The organism is Alphaproteobacteria bacterium, from assembly GCA_020638555.1.
Taxonomy (GTDB): domain Bacteria; phylum Pseudomonadota; class Alphaproteobacteria; order Bin95; family Bin95; genus JACKII01.
On sequence record JACKII010000005.1, the window covers coordinates 40136 to 58544 of the forward strand.

21 protein-coding genes are annotated in these 18409 nt (G+C 67.5%); 10 read left to right on the top strand and 11 right to left on the bottom strand.

The window, feature by feature from the left end; all coding sequences use genetic code 11:
* Positions 1 to 123 precede the first annotated feature (123 nt).
* The 7 genes from H6844_16470 to H6844_16500 form a co-directional block, all read right to left on the bottom strand.
* Positions 124 to 1815 (bottom strand): amidohydrolase family protein, encoded by a 1692-nt coding sequence (locus tag H6844_16470; protein ID MCB9930998.1) that lies wholly within the window; start codon positions 1813 to 1815, stop codon positions 124 to 126.
* Between the two features lie 91 nt (positions 1816 to 1906).
* Positions 1907 to 2161, bottom strand: coding sequence for a hypothetical protein (locus H6844_16475; protein ID MCB9930999.1), 255 nt, complete (start codon positions 2159 to 2161; stop codon positions 1907 to 1909).
* A gap of 114 nt (positions 2162 to 2275) precedes the next feature.
* Complete coding sequence (locus H6844_16480; protein MCB9931000.1) at positions 2276 to 2899, bottom strand: hypothetical protein; 624 nt, start codon at positions 2897 to 2899, stop codon at positions 2276 to 2278.
* A 109-nt stretch (positions 2900 to 3008) separates the two neighbouring features.
* Positions 3009 to 3290, bottom strand: a complete 282-nt coding sequence (locus H6844_16485) for a hypothetical protein (protein ID MCB9931001.1) — start codon at positions 3288 to 3290, stop codon at positions 3009 to 3011.
* Positions 3291 to 3373: 83 nt separating this feature from the next.
* Positions 3374 to 3667 (bottom strand): hypothetical protein, encoded by a 294-nt coding sequence (locus H6844_16490; GenBank protein MCB9931002.1) that lies wholly within the window; start codon positions 3665 to 3667, stop codon positions 3374 to 3376.
* 290 nt (positions 3668 to 3957) lie between these two features.
* Positions 3958 to 4791, bottom strand: coding sequence for a metallophosphoesterase (locus H6844_16495; protein MCB9931003.1), 834 nt, complete (start codon positions 4789 to 4791; stop codon positions 3958 to 3960).
* A complete protein-coding gene (locus H6844_16500; protein MCB9931004.1) occupies positions 4792 to 5730 on the bottom strand; it encodes an acetamidase/formamidase family protein in 939 nt (312 codons plus the stop codon). It abuts the gene before it with no gap.
* A gap of 75 nt (positions 5731 to 5805) precedes the next feature.
* On the opposite strand from H6844_16500, the gene H6844_16505 reads away from it, so the two are divergent.
* Complete coding sequence (locus tag H6844_16505; protein MCB9931005.1) at positions 5806 to 6612, top strand: class I SAM-dependent methyltransferase; 807 nt, start codon at positions 5806 to 5808, stop codon at positions 6610 to 6612.
* Between the two features lie 69 nt (positions 6613 to 6681).
* Here H6844_16505 and H6844_16510 read toward each other — a convergent pair whose 3' ends face one another.
* Positions 6682 to 7266 carry a HupE/UreJ family protein gene (locus H6844_16510; protein ID MCB9931006.1) on the bottom strand — a complete coding sequence of 195 codons (585 nt, stop codon included), beginning with the start codon at positions 7264 to 7266 and terminating at the stop codon, positions 6682 to 6684.
* Positions 7267 to 7293: 27 nt separating this feature from the next.
* Positions 7294 to 8400 (bottom strand): S-(hydroxymethyl)glutathione dehydrogenase/class III alcohol dehydrogenase, encoded by a 1107-nt coding sequence (locus H6844_16515; GenBank protein MCB9931007.1) that lies wholly within the window; start codon positions 8398 to 8400, stop codon positions 7294 to 7296.
* Between the two features lie 192 nt (positions 8401 to 8592).
* On the opposite strand from H6844_16515, the gene H6844_16520 reads away from it, so the two are divergent.
* Both H6844_16520 and H6844_16525 read left to right on the top strand, forming a co-directional pair.
* Positions 8593 to 8922, top strand: coding sequence for a DUF883 family protein (locus H6844_16520; protein MCB9931008.1), 330 nt, complete (start codon positions 8593 to 8595; stop codon positions 8920 to 8922).
* 38 nt (positions 8923 to 8960) lie between these two features.
* Positions 8961 to 9419 carry a phage holin family protein gene (locus tag H6844_16525; protein MCB9931009.1) on the top strand — a complete coding sequence of 153 codons (459 nt, stop codon included), beginning with the start codon at positions 8961 to 8963 and terminating at the stop codon, positions 9417 to 9419.
* A 17-nt stretch (positions 9420 to 9436) separates the two neighbouring features.
* Here H6844_16525 and H6844_16530 read toward each other — a convergent pair whose 3' ends face one another.
* Positions 9437 to 10534, bottom strand: coding sequence for an AI-2E family transporter (locus H6844_16530; GenBank protein MCB9931010.1), 1098 nt, complete (start codon positions 10532 to 10534; stop codon positions 9437 to 9439).
* A 240-nt stretch (positions 10535 to 10774) separates the two neighbouring features.
* Between H6844_16530 and H6844_16535 the strand changes: the two genes are divergently transcribed.
* Positions 10775 to 11632, top strand: a complete 858-nt coding sequence (locus H6844_16535; GenBank protein ID MCB9931011.1) for a crotonase/enoyl-CoA hydratase family protein — start codon at positions 10775 to 10777, stop codon at positions 11630 to 11632.
* 7 nt (positions 11633 to 11639) lie between these two features.
* Here the strand turns inward: H6844_16535 and tldD are convergent, their stop codons facing one another.
* On the bottom strand, positions 11640 to 13073 hold the full coding sequence (tldD, locus tag H6844_16540) for a metalloprotease TldD (GenBank protein MCB9931012.1): 1434 nt from the start codon (positions 13071 to 13073) through the stop codon (positions 11640 to 11642).
* Between the two features lie 313 nt (positions 13074 to 13386).
* On the opposite strand from tldD, the gene coxB reads away from it, so the two are divergent.
* From coxB to H6844_16570, 6 genes are all read left to right on the top strand, one after another.
* The gene (gene coxB / locus H6844_16545; GenBank protein ID MCB9931013.1) at positions 13387 to 14154 is read left to right on the top strand and encodes a cytochrome c oxidase subunit II; all 768 of its coding nucleotides are present in this window, start codon (positions 13387 to 13389) and stop codon (positions 14152 to 14154) included.
* A gap of 39 nt (positions 14155 to 14193) precedes the next feature.
* The gene (ctaD, locus tag H6844_16550) at positions 14194 to 15828 is read left to right on the top strand and encodes a cytochrome c oxidase subunit I (GenBank protein MCB9931014.1); all 1635 of its coding nucleotides are present in this window, start codon (positions 14194 to 14196) and stop codon (positions 15826 to 15828) included.
* 63 nt (positions 15829 to 15891) lie between these two features.
* Positions 15892 to 16818 carry a protoheme IX farnesyltransferase gene (locus H6844_16555; protein ID MCB9931015.1) on the top strand — a complete coding sequence of 309 codons (927 nt, stop codon included), beginning with the start codon at positions 15892 to 15894 and terminating at the stop codon, positions 16816 to 16818.
* Entirely contained in the window at positions 16815 to 16952 is a 138-nt protein-coding gene (locus H6844_16560) for a hypothetical protein (protein ID MCB9931016.1), read from the top strand. The genes H6844_16555 and H6844_16560 overlap by 4 nt, the downstream gene beginning before the upstream one ends.
* Positions 16949 to 17548, top strand: coding sequence for a cytochrome c oxidase assembly protein (locus H6844_16565; GenBank protein MCB9931017.1), 600 nt, complete (start codon positions 16949 to 16951; stop codon positions 17546 to 17548). Before H6844_16560 ends, H6844_16565 begins: the two co-directional genes overlap by 4 nt.
* Positions 17549 to 17569: 21 nt before the next feature.
* Positions 17570 to 18373, top strand: a complete 804-nt coding sequence (locus H6844_16570) for a cytochrome c oxidase subunit 3 (protein MCB9931018.1) — start codon at positions 17570 to 17572, stop codon at positions 18371 to 18373.
* The last annotated feature ends 36 nt before the right edge of the window (positions 18374 to 18409 follow it).

Consider the following 18409-nt stretch of genomic DNA (forward strand, 5'->3'; position numbering starts at 1 on the left):
CTTTGTATTGGTCTCTCAGGCATGGGTCCCTGCTTCCGCGGGGACAGGGAAGATGAGGCGGTGAGCCAGCGGGAAAAGAACCCGCTCCAGCCGCCGGCACCGCCGCGCCCTGGTCCGTCGCCGTCAGGCGCGGATCAGCCCGCCCGGCAGCGCGCCGGTGAACTCGCCGTCGCAGAGCGTCTCGACGCCGGCACAGAAGGTGTGGCGGTAGCCGTCGGCCCGCTGCACCAGCCGCTTGCCGCCGGCGGGCAGGTCGTAGAGCACTTCCGGCGGGCGCACGCGCAGCCGGTCGAAATCGATCAGGTTCAGGTCCGCGCGCAGGCCCGGCGCCACCACGCCCCGGTCGGTGAAGCCATAGGCGCGGGCGGTGTCCAATGTCTGCTTGCGCACCAGGAATTCCAGCGGCAGGCGCTCGCCGCGGGTGCGGTCGCGGCCCCAGAGCGTCAGCAGCGTCGTCGCTGAGGAATGGTCGGCGATCACGCCCACATGCGCCCCGGCATCCGCCAGCCCGGCAACGCAATTCGGATGGCTGAGCATGGTGCGGACATTGTCGAGATTGCCGGCGGTGTAGTTCTCGAACGGATGGATCAGCAGCCCCTTGCCGTCCTGGGCCAGCATGCATTCCAGCGCCAGGTCGAACGGGTCGCGCCCGGCCGCCCGCGCCTTGGCCGCCACCGCGTCCGCCGGCGCCGGCTCGTAGTTCAGGTCGGGGCCGAGGGGGAAGGTCCGCTCCAGCGCGGTGGCGATCCAGCGGATGTGCGCATTGTCCGGCCGGTCCCGCCACAGGGCGCGGCGCAGGTCCGCGTCGGCGGCGAGGCGGGCGTAACGCTCCCGCGGCGCCAGCGCTGCCATTGCCTTCCAGGCCGGGTGGCTGGCGAACGGGTTCACCGTCGTCTCCAGCCCCATCATCATGCCGATGAAGCGCGAGCCGACCTGGCCCGTGACGTGCAGGCCGTCGCGGTTGGCCTGCTCGATCTCCGCCAGGGTCTCGCGCCAGAGGTCCGGGGCGTTGTCCACCTGCAACAATAGCACCGACAGCGGCCGCCCCGCCAGCTCGGCGGCCTGGCGCAGGATGGCGAAATCGCCGGCGCCGAAATCGCTGTTGACCTCGATCACGCCCTTGCCGGCCCGTTTCATCGCCAGCGCGAGACCGGCCAGTTCCGGCTCGGCGGCGGAAAGCGTCGGCGTCGCCCGCCCGTCCTTGGCCCGGTGCTTGACCGTGCGCGAGGTGGTGAAGCCCAGGGCGCCGGCGGCCAGCGCCTCCTCCAGCAGGCGGCCCATTTCGGCGATTTCCGCCTCGGTCGGGGTTTCGGCATGGTCGGCGCCACGCTCGCCCATGACATAGAAGCGGAGCGCGGCATGGGGCATCTGCGCGCCCACATCCATGACCCGCGGCATGGCCGCCAGGGTGTCGAGATAGTCGGGAAAGCTTTCCCAGGTGAAATCCAGCCCTTCGGAGAGCACCGATTCCGGAATGTCCTCGACGCCTTCCATCAGGTTGATGAGATAGCGCTCGCTGCCGCGGCGCACCGGCGCGAAGCCGACGCCGCAATTGCCGAACACCGCGGTCGTCACGCCGTGATAGGAGGACGGCGTCATATACGGGTCCCAGGTGGCCTGGCCGTCGTAATGGGTGTGGATGTCGACCCAGCCGGGTGTCAGCAGCAGCCCGTCCGCCTCGACCGTGCGCCGGCCGACGCCCAGATCGCGGCCCACGGCCGTGATGGTATCGCCGTTGACAGCCACGTCGGCGGTGCGCCGGTCGGCGCCGGTGCCGTCGATCAGCGTGGCGTTTCGGATGAGAAGGTCGTGCATGGCAGCGGTTCCAAACGAAAGCGGGCTCTCCGGTCGAGAGCCCGCACTACGCCATCCTTGCGGCCCTGGGTCAATCGCTCCGCGGTCGGCCCTACCGGGCTTCGCGCGCCGCCGCGGCCATGGCCATGAAATTGCGCGCCTTCGCAACCTGGACCGGCGTCGCCTGATGCTGGCGCTGTTCCTGGAACCGCTGGCCTTCGGCGGCGATGGCGTCCCACCGCAGTTTCTGCCCACCGTCCCGGGACGGGTCGGCGGCGTTGGCAGCAATCGGGGCGGCGGCCGTCAGTGCGACCAGGGCGATGGCGGCGATGGCGGCGATGGCGCTGGTGAGCTTCAATCCTTGCATCGGCGGAACTCCTCATAACCCTTAACGACCCATTTGCTGCATACGCATATAAATCGTTAACGATCGGGAGGAAGTAACCTACATCACAACTCGCCGATTTGTTGAAGGGGCGGGTTACCGGGGGAGGGACTCGTTCCGGATCAGGGCCCCCTCGCCCGAGGCGCCGGCTTGCTCCAGCCGGTCCGGACAGTGGGCGCGGACATAGGCCAGGTCCCGCGGCCAGCGGGTGCGGGCAATGGCGAGCGCGCCCTCCGGTCCCCAGGCGGCTTCGAACGTCATGCCGGGGGCCGGGTCGCGGGTCTGGATGCCGGCAATGTCCCAGAGATTGATCGGCGTGCCTTCCTCGGTGTGCGGGACGCCGTCGCCGCAATAGTCGGCCCGCACCATGCGCAGGCAGGTCTGGTAGAGCGCGCGCATGTCCACGCCGGGCCGCTCGGCCCAGGGCCGATAGCCCCAGCGCACGCATTTCGCCAGCACGCCGTCGGTGCAGGCGAAGGTAAGGCCGTCGGCGTGCCAGTCCATGCGCGCGTCCCAGGACCCGGCGAGCGGCAGGGCTTCGACCGGGCTCCCATCGGCGCCGCGACCGCAAAGCGGCCGGCCGCTGTCCGCATCGGCGATCTGATAGAGCAGCCCGTCGCTGTCCGGGTCCTGCCGCACGGCGCCGATGCGCAGCACCCGGCGCGGCCCCTGCCCCACGGCGCCTTCGATGACGAGGCCGACCATGCTCCGGTCGACCACCGTTTCCCCTGCCCCCGCGCCCGCCCCGACCGGCGCGGCAAGCGCGGCCGACGCGGCAGAGAGGGTACAGACGATGGCGCCCAGGCGGCCCCTCACCGTTCGGCCGAGCTCAGCGCGGCACCAGGACGAGCTTGCCGCCCTTGGCCTGCAATGGCGCGGACGCACCCGCTTCGCGGGCTCGGTTCGCCCCCTGGCCCTTAAACTCCTGGCCCTTAAACTCCTGGTCCTGGACCGTCTGGCCCTGGACTGTCTGGACGTGCCAGCGAATGCCGTTCAACCGGACCCCGTTTTTGAAGCTGCAATCGCGACACCCCCAGCCGGCATGGGCCGGTGCGGCGGCGGTTGCCAACAGGCCGACAACGGCCATGGCGAGCATGCCGGTGCGTGTCATAGCGGCCTCCTTCCTGGAACCCAAGCGGGCCTGGAACCCAAGCGGGGCGGCTGTCCGGGCCGCATCCCGCCTGTCATGGACGGTCAGTCGGTGACCAGGACCAGCTTGCCACCTTTTGCGACGAGCCGTGTCGCCGCACCGGCGCGAGGCACCGCATTCGGCGCATGGGCCGCCACGGCGTTCCAGCGATAGCCGTTGTAGCGAAACCCATTCCATTGCGTGCCGTTGTAGCGCCAACCGTTCCATTTAAAGCCGTTGAGCCGCACCCCGTTGAGGATCGGCGGCCCCCAGCCATCCGGCCGGGCGCTCACCGCCGTCGTCGAAAGCAAAAAACCAGAGGTGGCGACTGCCAGAAATATTCCCCGGATCATGTCCATTCCTCCACAATATCCCCGTCCACTTGACGAGCAACACGAAAATACAAAGAAAAATGGCTTTTTATGGTGATCGAATTCACACGCCGACCGGAAAATTGCGGCTTCCCCCACCATATTATTTTCGGCACTGGTTGAGCTACTCTCCTGCCCCATCTCCCGCGCAAGCGGGAGCCCATGCCTGAGAGCGTCTCACAGGACACGGACTCTGTATTGGCTTCTCAGGCATGGGTCCCCGCTTCCGCGAGGACAGGGAGGATGGGCTGGTGAGCCAGCGGGAAAAAGATCTCGCCCTAGGACGGCGGCGGCAGGGGCTCGGCCCAGCGCTCGCCGAAGCGGCGCAGCGGCAGGGCCATGCGGATCGGGTCGAGGCCGAAAGTCCGCCAGCGGATCTCGCCCCCGCCCAGTTCCAGCGTCGCCCAGGCGGCCGCCGGCTCGCCGCCGGTGGTGAAACTCTCGGTCAGGGACTGGATGGTGATGTGCGGCACGCCATCCGCCCGGTGCAGCGAGTTCCAGTGCACATGCCCGGCGACGCAGAGCACAACGCGCTCGCTGGCCGCGATGATCGCCCGCGCCTCCGCCGCATTCGGATAGGTCGCGTGCTGCGGCTTGTTCTGGAACCAGTAATTGCCGACCATGCTGGCGCCGCTCACCGGCACATGGCTGAAGACGACGGTGGGCAGATCGGTGGCGGCCAGGTCCGCCGCCAGCCAGTCCAGATCGGCCGCGCTGGCGCGGAACGGCTCCGGCCGGGGGATTTTGGTGCAGGCGTTCCAGAACACCAGATGGTACCCGTTCAGGTCGCGGCTGGCATGGCCGCTCGTGCCCAGGGCGGCGGCGTTGTCCTCCGACAGCAGGAAGTCGCTGTCATGGTTGCCGTCCAGATGGGCGCGGGGCGTGTTCAGGCCCTGGAATTTGGCGGCCACTTCCGCCAGCAGGCGCCGGTCGGTCTCGCGGTCCCGGTCGCTGATGCGGTCGCCGAGTTCCACGATCATGTCCGGGCCGTAACCGGCGCAGAAGGCCAGGAATTCGTCCAGCAGGGCGAGCGCCCGGTCGCCCCGCTTGGTCAGCTTCGGGGCGCCGTGGTGAATGTCGGTGACAATGGCGAGGCGAAGGGTGTCCGCCACCTACAGCGCCTCTTTCGGCAGCATGGCGTGCACGCCCTTGTGCTGGTTGACGATCTGGCTGATGCGCAGGTCGCACGTGATCGAGCACAGGGCGTAGGCCTGTTCGCGCGTCAGGTTCTTGCGCTCGCAGATGAAGTCGATCATCGCCCGCAGCGCCTGCTTGGCGGCCTGGTCCAGGTCCGGGTCGATGCCGAAGGTCAGGAAATGCGTCGCGGTCTCGGCCATGGGCATGAACAGGTGCATGTCCTTGCGCACGGTCAGGCGGAAATGGCCCGTCAGGCTGGTTTCGATGGCGGTGACGTTGACCTCGCCATCGCCCTGCAAGGCGTGGCCGTCGCCGGCGGAGAACAGCGCGCCCGGCTGAAACACCGGCAGGTAGAGCGTCGCGCCCTCGCCCAATTCCTTGCAATCCATGTTGCCGCCCATCGCCCGCGGCACGATCGAGGTGACCATGCCCCATTCGCCGGGCGGCGCGACGCCCATGACGCCGAAAAACGGCGCCAGCGCCAGGTCCGTGCCCCAGGGCAGGTTGGCGATGCGCTTGTCCTTGTCCAGAGGAATGTGCAGCAGCGTCGTTTCGTGGAAATCCTCCGGCAGGGCGCCGGCCAGCGGGCGGATGATGTTCCAGCCCCAGTTGGTGCGCAGGTCGATGCGCTCGATATCCACCTGCAGCACGTCGCCCGGCTGCGCGGTCTTGACCGCCACCGGCCCGGTCAGGATATGGCCATTGCCAAGCGGCAAGGGGCATTGGGCGTGGATCGCGGCATGCTCCGGCAGGACATCCCATTCGGGCCCTTGCGGCAGCACCGAGGGCGCACCGGAGACGGTCTCGATCACCACCGTATCGCCGGACGCGACCTCCAGCACCGGCGTCAGGTCGGGGGCGAAATAGCCCCAGTGACAGGTCGCGGGAGAGGAGGAAAGTTGGTGACCGGCCATGGCCCGACCTCGCTGTGGCTGCATTTGCGATGGCAATATGCTAGAGATTCGTGGGGCCAATGCTAGGAGGTTAGTATGACGGAAACAGAGTCCTGGCAGGTGTCGAGCGAAGCCGCCGAGGTCTACGAACGCAGCTTCGTGCCCGCGATCTTCGGCGCGTGGGCGCCTGTGATGGCGAAAGCCGCCGGCGTCGGCCCCGGAGACCGGGTGCTGGACGTGGCGTGCGGCACGGGCGCGCTGGCCCGCCATATGGTCGACCGGGTCGGCCCGGCAGGGGCCGTGACCGGTCTCGACATCAATCCCGCCATGCTGGCGGTCGCCCGCCGACTGGAGCCGCGGGTCGACTGGCAGCGGGGCAACGCGACGGAATTGCCGTTCGACGACGCGGGCTTCACCCGGGTCGTCAGCCAGTTCGGCCTGATGTATGTCCCGGACCGGATCGGCGCGCTCGCCGAGATGTGGCGGGTGCTGGCGCCCGGCGGCCGTCTCGCCGTGGCGGTCTGGGCCTCGGTCGACGAGGCGCCGGGCTATCAGACCCTGGTGGATGTCGCGATCCAGCATGTCACCGCCGAGGCGGCCAGCGTCTTCGCCGCGCCGTTCGTGCTGGGCGACCGGGGCAAGATGGAAAAACGCGTGGCGGACGCCGGCATTGCCCCCGCGCGGATCGCGCTGGAACGCGGCCAGATCCGCTTTGCCTCGGTGGGCGAACTCGTGCGGATCGAAGTCAAGGGCTCGCCCCTGGCCGAGACCATGGACGAGGCCGCCATGGAGCGGCTGGCCGGCGCCTGCGAGGCGGCGCTTTCCCGTTATGTGCAGCCGTCCGGCGAGATCGTCATGCCGATCGCCGCGCACATCGTCACCGCCGAGAAACCGGCCGCCTGACGGATCGGGCGCCGCAAAGCCTCCGGCCGCGCCCCGGCGGGACTCAGCCCGCCAGCGCCATGACGGGCTTCAGCCCGCCAGGGCCATCACGCCGACGCCGGTGGCGATGCCGCCGGCCACCCGCATCCAGTCCGCCACCCGCGGAGACCCGTCGGCGACGATCTGGATGCCCCAGGCAATGGCCGTCTGCATGGCCGCAAAGCCGATCAGATAGGCGATCAGCGGCGAGGGCTCGGCGCCGACGATCGATTCCCCATAGGCATAGCCGTGGAACAGCCCGGCGACACCGAACAGCAGCGCCGCCGCCGGCACCGGCAGGCGCATGCCGGCAATCGCCAGCACGCCGACCGCGACCACGCTGAGCGCGATCACCGCCTCGCTTCCGGGCAGGGAAATGCCGGCCAGATGCAGGCCGGTTCCCGCAACCGTCATCGCCACGAATGCCAGCGGCATCAGGCGCGGCGCCGCGGTGCGGAGCGCCAGCAAGGCCATGGCGGCGACAAAGGCCAGATGGTCCAGCCCGATCACCGGATGGCCCACGCCCGAGGAAAACCCCTGCCAGATCGAGCCCGGCGTCGCCCCGTCCATCAGGTGATGGGCCAGGGCCGCGCTCGGCAAGGTTGCCACCGCAAGGGCGATCAGATGAATCAACATGGCCTTCGCCTCCGTTCCGCCGGTCGATCAGTACAGCACGACGCTGCGGATCGATTCGCCCCTGTGCATCAGGTCGAAGGCGTCGTTGATCTTGTCGAGCGGCAGGGTGTGGGTGATCAGGTCGTCGATATTGATGCGGCCTTCCATATACATGTCGACGATTTTCGGCACGTCCGTGCGCCCGCGCGCGCCGCCGAACGCCGTGCCGCGCCAGGACCGCCCGGTCACCAGTTGGAACGGCCGGGTGGAAATCTCGGCGCCGGCCGGCGCCACGCCGATGATGATGCTCTCGCCCCAGCCGCGATGGCACGCTTCCAGCGCCTGGCGCATGGTCGCGACATTGCCGATGCATTCGAAGGTGAAATCGGCGCCGCCGCCGGTCAGCTCGACCAGATGGCCGACCACGTCCGCATGCTCCTTCGGGTTGACGAAGTCGGTCATGCCGAACTTGCGCGCCATCTCCACCTTGGCCGGGTTGGTATCGACGCCGATGATCTGGCGCGCGCCGACCATTTTCAGCCCCTGGATCACGTTGAGGCCGATGCCGCCCAGCCCGAACACCACGCAATTCGTGTTCGGCGCCACCTTGGCCGTGAACATCACCGCGCCGATGCCGGTGGTCACGCCGCAGCCGATATAGCAGATCTTGTCGAAGGGCGCGTCGTCGCGCACCTTCGCCACCGCAATCTCCGGCAGCACGGTGTAGTTGGCGAAGGTGGAGCAGCCCATATAGTGCAGCACCTTTTCGCCCTTGTAGGAGAAGCGGCTGGTGCCGTCCGGCATCAGGCCCTGGCCCTGGGTGGCGCGGATGGCGGTGCAGAGATTGGTCTTCGGATGCAGGCAGCTTTTGCACTCGCGGCATTCCGGCGTGTAGAGCGGAATGACATGGTCGCCCGGCCGCACGCTGGTCACGCCCGGCCCGACCTCGCGCACGATGCCCGCTCCCTCATGGCCCAGAATGGCCGGGAAAGCGCCTTCCGGATCGGCGCCGGAGAGGGTGAATTCGTCGGTGTGGCAGACACCGGTGGCCTTCACCTCCACCAGCACCTCGCCCGCCTTCGGGCCTTCCAACTGGACTTCAACCACTTCCAGGGGCTTGCCGGCTTCGAAGGCGACGGCTGCGCGAACATCCATGGGGGTAATTTCCTCTGCGCGGGCGATGGGGGCTGCATCATGGCGCGTGCGATACCGGATTGCAAAGGCCCAGCCGGCACTGCAGGGCGCGGCGGCCGCGCCCTCGCGCGGGGCATGCTGGAAATCGTACCCGGCTCACATTATCTTGGAGAAAGTCCATCGATTGCATGATCCCGTTCAAGGAGAGACAGCATGGCTGGTCCCACCGGCAAGGCGAGTGATGGGGATGCGTCCTACGACGACTTGAAGAAGGATTTCGAGAGCCTGAAGGACGACGTCCGGAAGCTGACGGAGACGCTGGCCGGGCTGGCGGAATCGGAATCCGCCTCGGTCCGGAACCGGGCCAGGGCCGCGGCGCGGCAGGCCAGGGCCGAAGCCGACCGCCTCAAGGACGCCGCCGGGGAAGAGTTCGACGAGGCCGTCACCCGCGCCCGTTCCACCATTGCCGAAAAGCCGCTGGTCAGTCTGGCCGCCGCCCTCGGGGCCGGCCTCATCATCGGCTTGCTGTTGCGGCGGTCGTGACGCCGCCCAGGGCCGCGAATCGCTGAGAGGGATTGGCGGTGCGCCCGTTGCTACGCGCCTTGATCCTGTTGCGCCGGATGGAAGCGCTCCGCCTCGTGCGGGCGGAGATCCGCGCCGCACTGCGCGAGGCGGCCCGGCGTGCCGTGCTGTGCGCGCTGGCGGCGTTCGCAGGCGGGTTGGCGCTGATCTTCCTGCTGATCGCGATCTATCTGGCGCTCGCCACCGTGTGGCCGGCGCACTGGGCCGCGTTTGCCGTGGCGCTGCTCCTGCTCGTCATCGCCGGCCTGTGCGTCCTGGCCGCCCGGCCGAACCGCCTGGCCCGGGACACCGGGGCGGCCGAGCGGTCGGAGGCGGTCGCACAGCAGTTCGCCGCCGTGGCGGAGTCCGCCGATCGCGCCGCACGGTCGGCGGTGCGTCGCCACCCCCTCGCCCTGGTCGCCGGCGCGCTGGCCCTGGGGCTGATTCTCGGCCTTTCCCGGCGGGGCCGGCGCGACTGAGGGTTTCGGACCGCGCCCTAACGCGCGCGGCCGGGAGAACCGGCGGGCGGCAGGTCTTCCTCCAGGTCGCCGCTGGCGATGAGATAGCCCAGCGGCCGCAACGCGCCCACATGGCTGAAAACCGCCTTCATCACGATCAGGATCGGCACGGCCATCAGCGCCCCCAGCGGTCCCCAGATCCAGGCCCAGAAGGCGACCCCGACGAAAATGACGATCGGGTTGAGCGACAGGCTCCGCCCCAGGATGGACGGGGTCACGAACTGGCCTTCGACGGTGGTGCAGGCCAGATAGGCGACGGGCGCCAGGATGGCGTGCAGCGGCGTCGGAAAGGACACCAGCGCCACCAGCGCCACCACCACGGTGCCGATCACCGACCCCAGATAGGGAATGAAGTTCAGCAACGCCGCCATGACGCCCCACAGATAATAGGTGGGCATGCCGATCAGATACATGGAGCCGCCAATGGCCGCGCCCAGGCCGGCATTGATGATGCTGATCGTGGCCAGATAGCGCGACAGCACCCGCTCGACCGTGCCGAGCAGCACCCGCAATTCGTGCTTGTTGCGCCGGGTGCGGACCAGCTCGACCGCCCGGTCCAGGATCTCGCCGGAATAGGCCAGCAGGAAGAACAGCAGGAACAGCATGGAAAACGCCTGGAAGGTCGCGCCGGGAATGCGGGTGATCAGGTGCTCGACCGCGGACTCCCGATGCAACACCACTTCGGGCTTTTTCGGCCCGCTGCCCTCGGTCATCTTCTCCACATGTTCGGTGGCGCGCATGACCGTGTCCACGGGCTCGCGCAGCACGCGCACCTTGCGTTGCAGGTCGTGGGCGATCCGGGGCAGGTCGTCGACCCACTGGTTCACCGGCTCCGCCAGATAGACGGCGCCCGAGACCAGCGTGCCGACGATGGCCAGCACCACCAGGCCCGCGGCCATCGCGTTGGGCAGGCGCAGCCGCGTCAGCAGCCGCATGACCGGGCGCAGCACCAGGTGCAGGATCAGCGCCAGCGTCAGCGGCAGGAAGAACTCCGCGGCAAAATACAGGGAATACAGGCAGGCCAGGACGAACAGGCCGACGACAGCGGTGCGGAGGACGGGGTCGGACCGGATCATGCTTGCCTCGGACGGTGAGGCCTGACCGTTGTCCCCCTATCCCGCCGACGGATAGCGGCCCCGGCAGCGCCTGTTGTTGTCACACATCCCCCTTCCGCCCCGGCCGAAACTACCGCGGTGGGGATGCCGCGTCCATCGGGATCGCCGCCGCCCGGCGACAGCCGCGCTGTTGCCGTTCGGGCCGGCCATGCCATAATCGCCGGCCAATGCCCTCGCAACCCCTGGGGATCCGACGCGCTCATGCCCTACAAGACCATCCAATACGCCGTGGCCGACGGTGTCGCCACCATCACGCTGAACCGGCCGGACAAGCTGAACGCGGTCACGTCCGAGATGATCGACGAGTTGATCGCCGCGGCGGACGCCGCCGATGCGGACGATGCGGTGCGCGTCGTCCTGGTCACCGGCGCCGGCCGCGCCTTCTGCGCCGGGGCGGACCTGTCGCGCGGCGCCTCCACCTTCGACCGCAACGACCGGCCGGAGACCGGCCCCCATGCCGGGCGCGACGGCGGCGGGCGCGTGACGCTGCGCATTTACGATTCGAAAAAGCCCTGGATCGGCGCGATCAACGGGCCGGCGGTCGGCTTCGGCATGACCATGCAACTGGCCTTCGACCTGCGCCTGGCCAGCGAAACCGCGCGCTTCGGCATGGTGTTCACCCGCCGCGCCGTGGTGATGGAGGCGTGCTCGTCCTGGTTCCTCTCCCGCGCCGTCGGCATGGCCCAGGCGCAGGAATGGGTGCTGACGGGCCGGGTGTTCGACGCCGACGAGGCCTTGCGCGGCGGCCTGGTCCGCTCGGTGCATGCGCCGGGCGACCTGCTGCCGGCGGCCCGGGCGCTGGCGCAGGAGATCGCGGCGAACACCGCCGCCGTCTCCGTCGCCTACAACCGCAACCTGCTCTGGAAGATGGCGGGCGCCGACCATCCGATGGAGGCGCACAAGCTCGATTCCCGCGGCATGCGGGCGCTGGGCGCCATGCCGGACGCCAAGGAAGGGGTCTCGTCCTTCCTGGAGAAGCGGGCGCCCAACTTCACCGACAGCGCCGCGACCGACATGCCGCCCTACTACCCCTGGTGGCGCCAGCGCGTGTTCGAATAGGCGCGCCTCAGCGGGCGGTGCCGCCGACGGTCATGGCCGAGACCAGCATGCTGGGCTGGCCGACCCCGACCGGCACGCCCTGCCCGCTCTTGCCGCAGGTGCCGATGCCGTCGTCGAGCGCCATGTCGTTCGCGACCATCGTCACCTTGGTGAGCGCGTCGGGGCCATTGCCGACCAGGGTCGCGTCCTTCACCGGCGCCGTCACCTTCCCGTTTTCGATCAGATAGGCTTCCGAGGCCGAGAAGGTGAACTTGCCGTTGGTGATGTCCACCGCGCCGCCGCCGAAATTCACGGCATAGAGGCCGCGGTCCACCCGGGCGATCAACTCCGCCGGGTCGTAGGGGCCGGCGAGCGCGTAGGTGTTGGTCATGCGCGGCATCGGCGCGTGGGCGTAGGACTGGCGGCGGCCGTTGCCGGTGGCGGCCACGCCCATCAGCCGGGCGTTCTGCCGATCCTGCATATAGCCGACCAGGCGGCCGTTCTCGATCAGCACCGTGTATTGCGAGGGCGTGCCCTCGTCGTCGACCGAAAGCGAGCCGCGCCGGTCGGCCAGGGTGCCGTCGTCGACGACGGTGACGCCTTCCGCCGCCACCATCTGGCCCATCAGGCCGGCAAAGGCCGAGGTCTGTTTGCGGTTGAAGTCGCCCTCCAGGCCGTGGCCCACCGCCTCGTGCAGCATGACGCCGGGCCAGCCGGGGCCCAGCACCACCGGCATCTCGCCCGCCGGCGCCGGCACGGCGTCCAGCTTGGTCAGCGCCTGGCGCAGCGCGTCGTCCACCTGGGCGCGCCAGGCCGATTCGGCGAGGAAGGGCGCCAGCAGCGCCCGGCCGCCGCGGCCGTTGGAGCCGCTCTCCATCTTGTCGCCGCTGGCCACCGTCACGGCCACGTTGATCCGCACCAGCGGCCGCACATCGGCGACACGCATGCCGTCCGGCCGGATGATCTGCACCGCCTGCCACTCGTTGGCGATGGAGGCCGAGACCTGGGCGACGCGCGGGTCCAGGCCGCGGGCATAGGCGTCGATCGCCTCCAGCACCCGCACCTTTTCGGCAAAGGCGACCTCGTCCAGCGGGTTGCCGTCGCCATAGAGCAGCCGGTTGGTGTTGGCCGGTGCCAGCGACAGCGTCCCGCCATGGCCGCGGGCCACGGCCGACACGGTCTCGCTCGCCCGCTTCAGCGCGGCTTCGGAGAGCTCGCTCGCATGGGCATAGGCGGTGGTCTCGCCGGCGACGGCACGCAGGCCGAAGCCCTGGGACAGGTCATAGCTGGCGGTCTTCAGCTTGCCGTCGTCGAAGGCCAGAGCCTCGCTGGCGCGGTATTCCAGGAAAAGCTCGCCGTCGTCGGCGCCGGCGGCGGCCGTGGCGACCCAGCGTTCGGCCGCGCTCCGGTCGAGGCCGGTCTGGCCGAAGAACAGGGCGTCGGTTGTGGCAAGATGGCTCACTTGGCAGCGTCCTTCCGAGACAATACGGGCCGCGCAAGTATACGCGAGCCTTTGCATTTATGCGATATGGGGACGAAACCCGCAGAAACCCTAGCGTTTTCGGTGACATCGGGTCGCATCGCGCGGGTGGCGGCAGGCCGTATCCTCTGCTATGACTTGGCTTTCGCCCTATGCCGGTAGGCGACCTGCTTTGACCAGAATTGCAGGCTCGGATGGGCGAAGCGTTGACCGTAAGCGGAAGGACATCCGGAACGTGCGTGGCGGATTGATTCTGGGATTGACCATAGTGGCAGTGACCCTGCTGCTGGGTGACATGGCGCTGGCTGACCAGCCACATGAATGGGGGCTCGGCTTGCAACAAGCCGCGAGCCCGGTGATGGAAGACATTCGGGCGATGCACAACCATTTGTTGCTGCCCATCATTTTCGGCATCGTCATCTTCGTGACGGTGCTCCTGCTCTATGTCATGATCCGCTTCAACAAGCGGGCCAACCCCGTCCCCTCCAGCTTCACGCACAATACCGCGATCGAGGTGATCTGGACGGTGGTGCCGGTGCTGATCCTGGTGATCATCGCCATCCCGTCGTTCAAGCTGCTCTACAAGGCGGACCACACCGACGACCCGGAGATGACGCTGAAGGTGACCAGCAACCAGTGGTACTGGAGCTACAGCTACCCGGACAATGGCGATTTCAGCTTCGACAGCAACCTGCTGGAAGGCGCCGACCTGCCGCAAGGCGCGCTGCGCCTGCTGACGGTGGACAACAAGGTGGTGCTGCCGGTCGACACCAACATCCGCATTCTGCTGACCTCGTCCGACGTGCTCCACAACTGGACGGTGCCGGCCTTCGGCGTGAAGATCGACACCGTGCCGGGCCGCCTGCGCGAGACCTGGGTGCGGATCACCAAGGAAGGCACCTATTATGGCCAGTGCTCGGAACTGTGCGGCGTCCGCCACGCCTATATGCCCATCGAGGTGCAGGCGGTCTCGAAGGAACGCTTCGCCGCCTGGGTGAAGCAGGCGCAGGCGAAGTACGGCTCGCTGGACGCGACGCCGACCAAACTCGCCGCCGCGCAATAGAGCGCTCGTTGAGATTTTTCGTACCGGGGATGACGGATCATGGCTGAAGCCCACGCCCATCACGACGAACACGGTCATCACGACCACACACCCAGTTTCTTTGTGCGCTGGTTCTTTTCGACCAACCACAAGGATATTGGCACCCTCTATCTGATTTTCAGTGTCATTGCATCGCTGGTCGGCGGCAGTTTCAGCGTGCTGATGCGCCTGGAATTGCAAGAGCCGGGCGTGCAGTTCCTGACCGCGGCCGGGGGCGCCCCGGACGGCCATTTCTGGAACGTGCTGATCACGGCCCATGGCCTGATCATGATTTTCTTCGTGGTCATGCCGGCCCTGATCGGCGGGTTCGGCAACTGGTTCCTGCCCATCATGATCGGGGCGCCGGACATGGCGTTCCCGCGCATGAACAATATCAGCTTCTGGCTGCTGGTTCCGGCCTTCCTGCTGCTGCTGGCCTCGGCCCTGATCGGCGGCGGTGCCGGCACCGGCTGGACGATATATCCGCCGCTCTCGAACGCGATCTTCCAACCGGGCATGGCGGTGGACATGGCGATTTTTGCCATTCACCTGGCCGGCGCCTCGTCGATCCTGGGTGCGATCAACTTCATCACCACCGTGTTCAACATGCGCGCGCCGGGCATGACCCTGCACCGCATGCCGCTGTTCGTCTGGTCCATGCTGGTCACCGCCTTCCTGCTGCTGCTGGCCGTGCCGGTGCTGGGCGGCGCGATCACCATGCTGCTGACCGACCGCAATTTCGGCACCAGCTTCTTTGACCCGGCCGGCGGCGGCGACCCGGTGCTGTTCCAGCACCTGTTCTGGTTCTTCGGCCACCCCGAAGTCTACATCATGATCCTGCCGGCCTTCGGCATCATCAGCCAGGTGGTCTCGACCTTCAGCCGCAAGCCGGTGTTCGGCTATCTCGGCATGGCCTATGCCATGGTCGCGATCGGCTTCGTCGGCTTCATCGTCTGGGCGCACCACATGTACACCGCCGGCATCGGCGTCGACACGCGGGCCTATTTCACCGCGGCGACCATGGTGATCGCGGTGCCGACCGGCGTGAAAATCTTCAGCTGGATCGCCACCATGTGGGGCGGCTCGATCACCTTCGAGACGCCGATGATGTGGGCGTTGGGCTTCATCTTCCTGTTCGTGGTCGGCGGCGTCACCGGCGTGGTGCTGGCGAATGCGAGCATGGACCTCTCGCTGCACGACACCTATTACGTGGTCGCCCACTTCCACTATGTGCTGTCGCTGGGCGCGGTGTTCGGCATCATCTGCGGCATCTACTACTGGTTCGGCAAGATGACCGGCCGGCTGATTCCGGAGTTCCCGGGCAAGATCCACTTCTGGACCACGTTCGTCGGCGTGAACCTGATCTTCTTCCCGCAGCACTTCCTGGGCCTGCAGGGGATGCCGCGGCGCTATATCGACTATCCGGACGCGTTCGCCGGCTGGAACATGATCTCGTCGATCGGCGCCTATATCACCTTCGCCTCCACCCTGTTCTTCTTCGGCCTGCTGATCTGGAGCCTGCGCAACGGCCAGCGTGCCACCGCCGACTACTGGAACACCGGCGGCACCACCTGGGAGTGGACGGTCAGCTCGCCGCCGCCCTTCCACACCTTCGAGGATATCCCGGTCTACAAGGAGAGTGAGCACGCCCATTAAGGGCGGGCTCACGGCCCCCCGGGCCGACGCAACCAGACCGAACCGAAGGAGACCCCAATCGTCATGAGCGCCCCCACCACCGACCACTGGCCCGGCTCCGGGATCGACGCATTGGCGCCGAACCCGTCGGCGGCCGACTTCGTCGCGCTGCTGAAACCGCGGGTAATGTCGCTGGTGGTGTTCACCGGGCTGACCGGCCTGGTCATGGCACCGGGGCATATGCACCCGGTGCTGGCGCTGGTGGCGATCCTTTGCATTGCCATTGGCGCCGGAGCCTCCGGCGCCATCAACATGTGGTACGATGCCGACATCGACGCCGTGATGGAACGGACGGCCAACCGCCCGATCCCCGCCGGCCGCATGTCGCGCGAACAGGCCCTGACCTTCGGCGTGATCCTGGCGGTCGGGTCGGTGACGGTGATGGGCCTGGCGACCAACTGGGTCGCGGCGGCGCTGTTGGCATTGACCATTGGCTTTTATGTCTTTGTCTACACCATGTTTTTGAAGCGGCGGACGCCGCAGAACATCGTGATCGGCGGTGCCGCCGGGGCGTTCCCGCCCATGATCGGCTGGGCCGCGGTGAGCGGCGACGTCTCGCCGGGCAGCATCGCGCTGTTCGCCCTGATTTTCTTCTGGACCCCGCCGCATTTCTGGGCGCTGGGTCTGGTCAAGGCCAAGGAATACGCCCGCGCCGGCGTGCCGATGCTGCCGGTGGTCGCCGGCGAGAAGGCGACCCTGCGCCAGATCCTGCTCTACAGCGTCATTCTCGCGCCGCTGGGCGTGCTGCCGGCCTGGCTCGGCATTGCCAGCGCCACCTATGGGCTGGTGGCGGCAGGGCTGGGCGCTGTCTTCCTGGGGCTGGCGGTGCGCTTGGCGCTGCGCCCGTCGAACAAGCGGGCCATGGGCCTGTTCGGCTACTCGATCCTCTACCTGTTCCTGCTGTTCGCCTGGATGCTGGGCGAGCGGGCCATCGGAGTGTGGGGCGTATGAGCGACCCGAACCAAGCCGAGCGCCGCCGTCGCCTGCGCAGCCGCAATCTGGCCCTGCTGGCCGTGCTCGTGGCGGTCTTCGTCCTGTTTTACGTCATGACGGTCGTCCAGTTTGGCGGAGGCAGTCCCCCATGAGCACTTCCCGCAAGAGGGGCAATCTGGGAACAGGCGTCGTGCTGGCCGGCCTCGTCGCCGGCATGGTCGGCCTGTCGTTCGCGGCGGTGCCGCTCTACCGAATCTTCTGCCAGGTCACCGGCTATGCCGGCACGCCCAAGGTGGCCGAGACCGCCAGCGCGACCACGCTGGACCGCAAGATCACCATCCGTTTCAACGCGGATACCAACCCGAACCTGCCCTGGTATTTCCGTCCCGAGCAGAAAGCGGTTCGCATCAAATTGGGCGAGCAGTCCCTGGCCTTTTTCAAGGCCGAGAATCTCTCCGACCACACCATCACCGGCACGGCGGTCTTCAACGTCACCCCGGAAAAGGCCGGCGAGTATTTCACCAAGACCCAGTGTTTCTGCTTTACCGAGCAGACATTGCGGCCGGGACAAAGCGTCGATATGCCTGTTGCCTTCTATGTCGATCCGAGCCTGAATGACGATCCGAGTATGGACACGGTTGAGACCATCACATTGTCCTACACTTTCTACGAAGTGGCCGAGCCTACGGCGAAGCCACGCGATACCGCGCAGTTGTCCGAATCATCCCCTTCCGCTTCGCGGAATTGACTCCACCGGAGCTTTTGACCGATGGCCGACGCCCACGCCCATGAACAAAAACACCCTTACCATCTGGTAGATCCGAGCCCGTGGCCGCTGATCGGCGCCCTGTCGGGTCTGGTCCTGGCCAGCGGCGCGCTGCTGCTGATGCACTATAACAGCTACTGGCTGGCCTTTATCGGCATCGCCATGGTGCTGGGCACGATGTTCGGCTGGTGGCGCGACGTCACCGACGAGGCCGAGCGCCAGGGCCACCACAACCGGGTCGTCCAGATCGGCCTGCGCTATGGCATGTCGATGTTCATCGCCTCGGAGGTGATGTTCTTCGCCGCCTTCTTCTGGGCGTTCTTCGACTCCTCGCTGTTCCCGAAAGAAGCGATCAACTTCGTCTGGCCGCCGGCGAACATTCACCCGTTCGACCCGTGGGATCTGCCCTTCCTGAACACCATGATCCTGCTGCTGTCCGGCTGCACGGTCACCTGGGCGCACCATTCCCTGCTGCATGGCAACCGCCGCGACACGATCCGCGGCTTGGCCATCACCGTGGCACTGGGCGTGCTGTTCACTTCGTTGCAGGCCTATGAGTACAGCCACGCGGCGTTCGGCTTCCGCGACGGCATCTATGCCTCGACCTTCTTCATGGCGACCGGCTTCCACGGCTTCCACGTGATCATCGGCACGATCTTCCTGGCGGTCTGCCTGATCCGCACGATCAAGGGCCATTTCACGCCGGACCATCATTTCGGCTTCGAGGCCGCGGCGTGGTACTGGCACTTCGTCGACGTGGTGTGGCTGTTCCTGTTCAGCTGCGTCTATATCTGGGGTTCCGCGTGACCGCGGCGAGCCTCTCCGCCTGAATGCGAAAGCGGC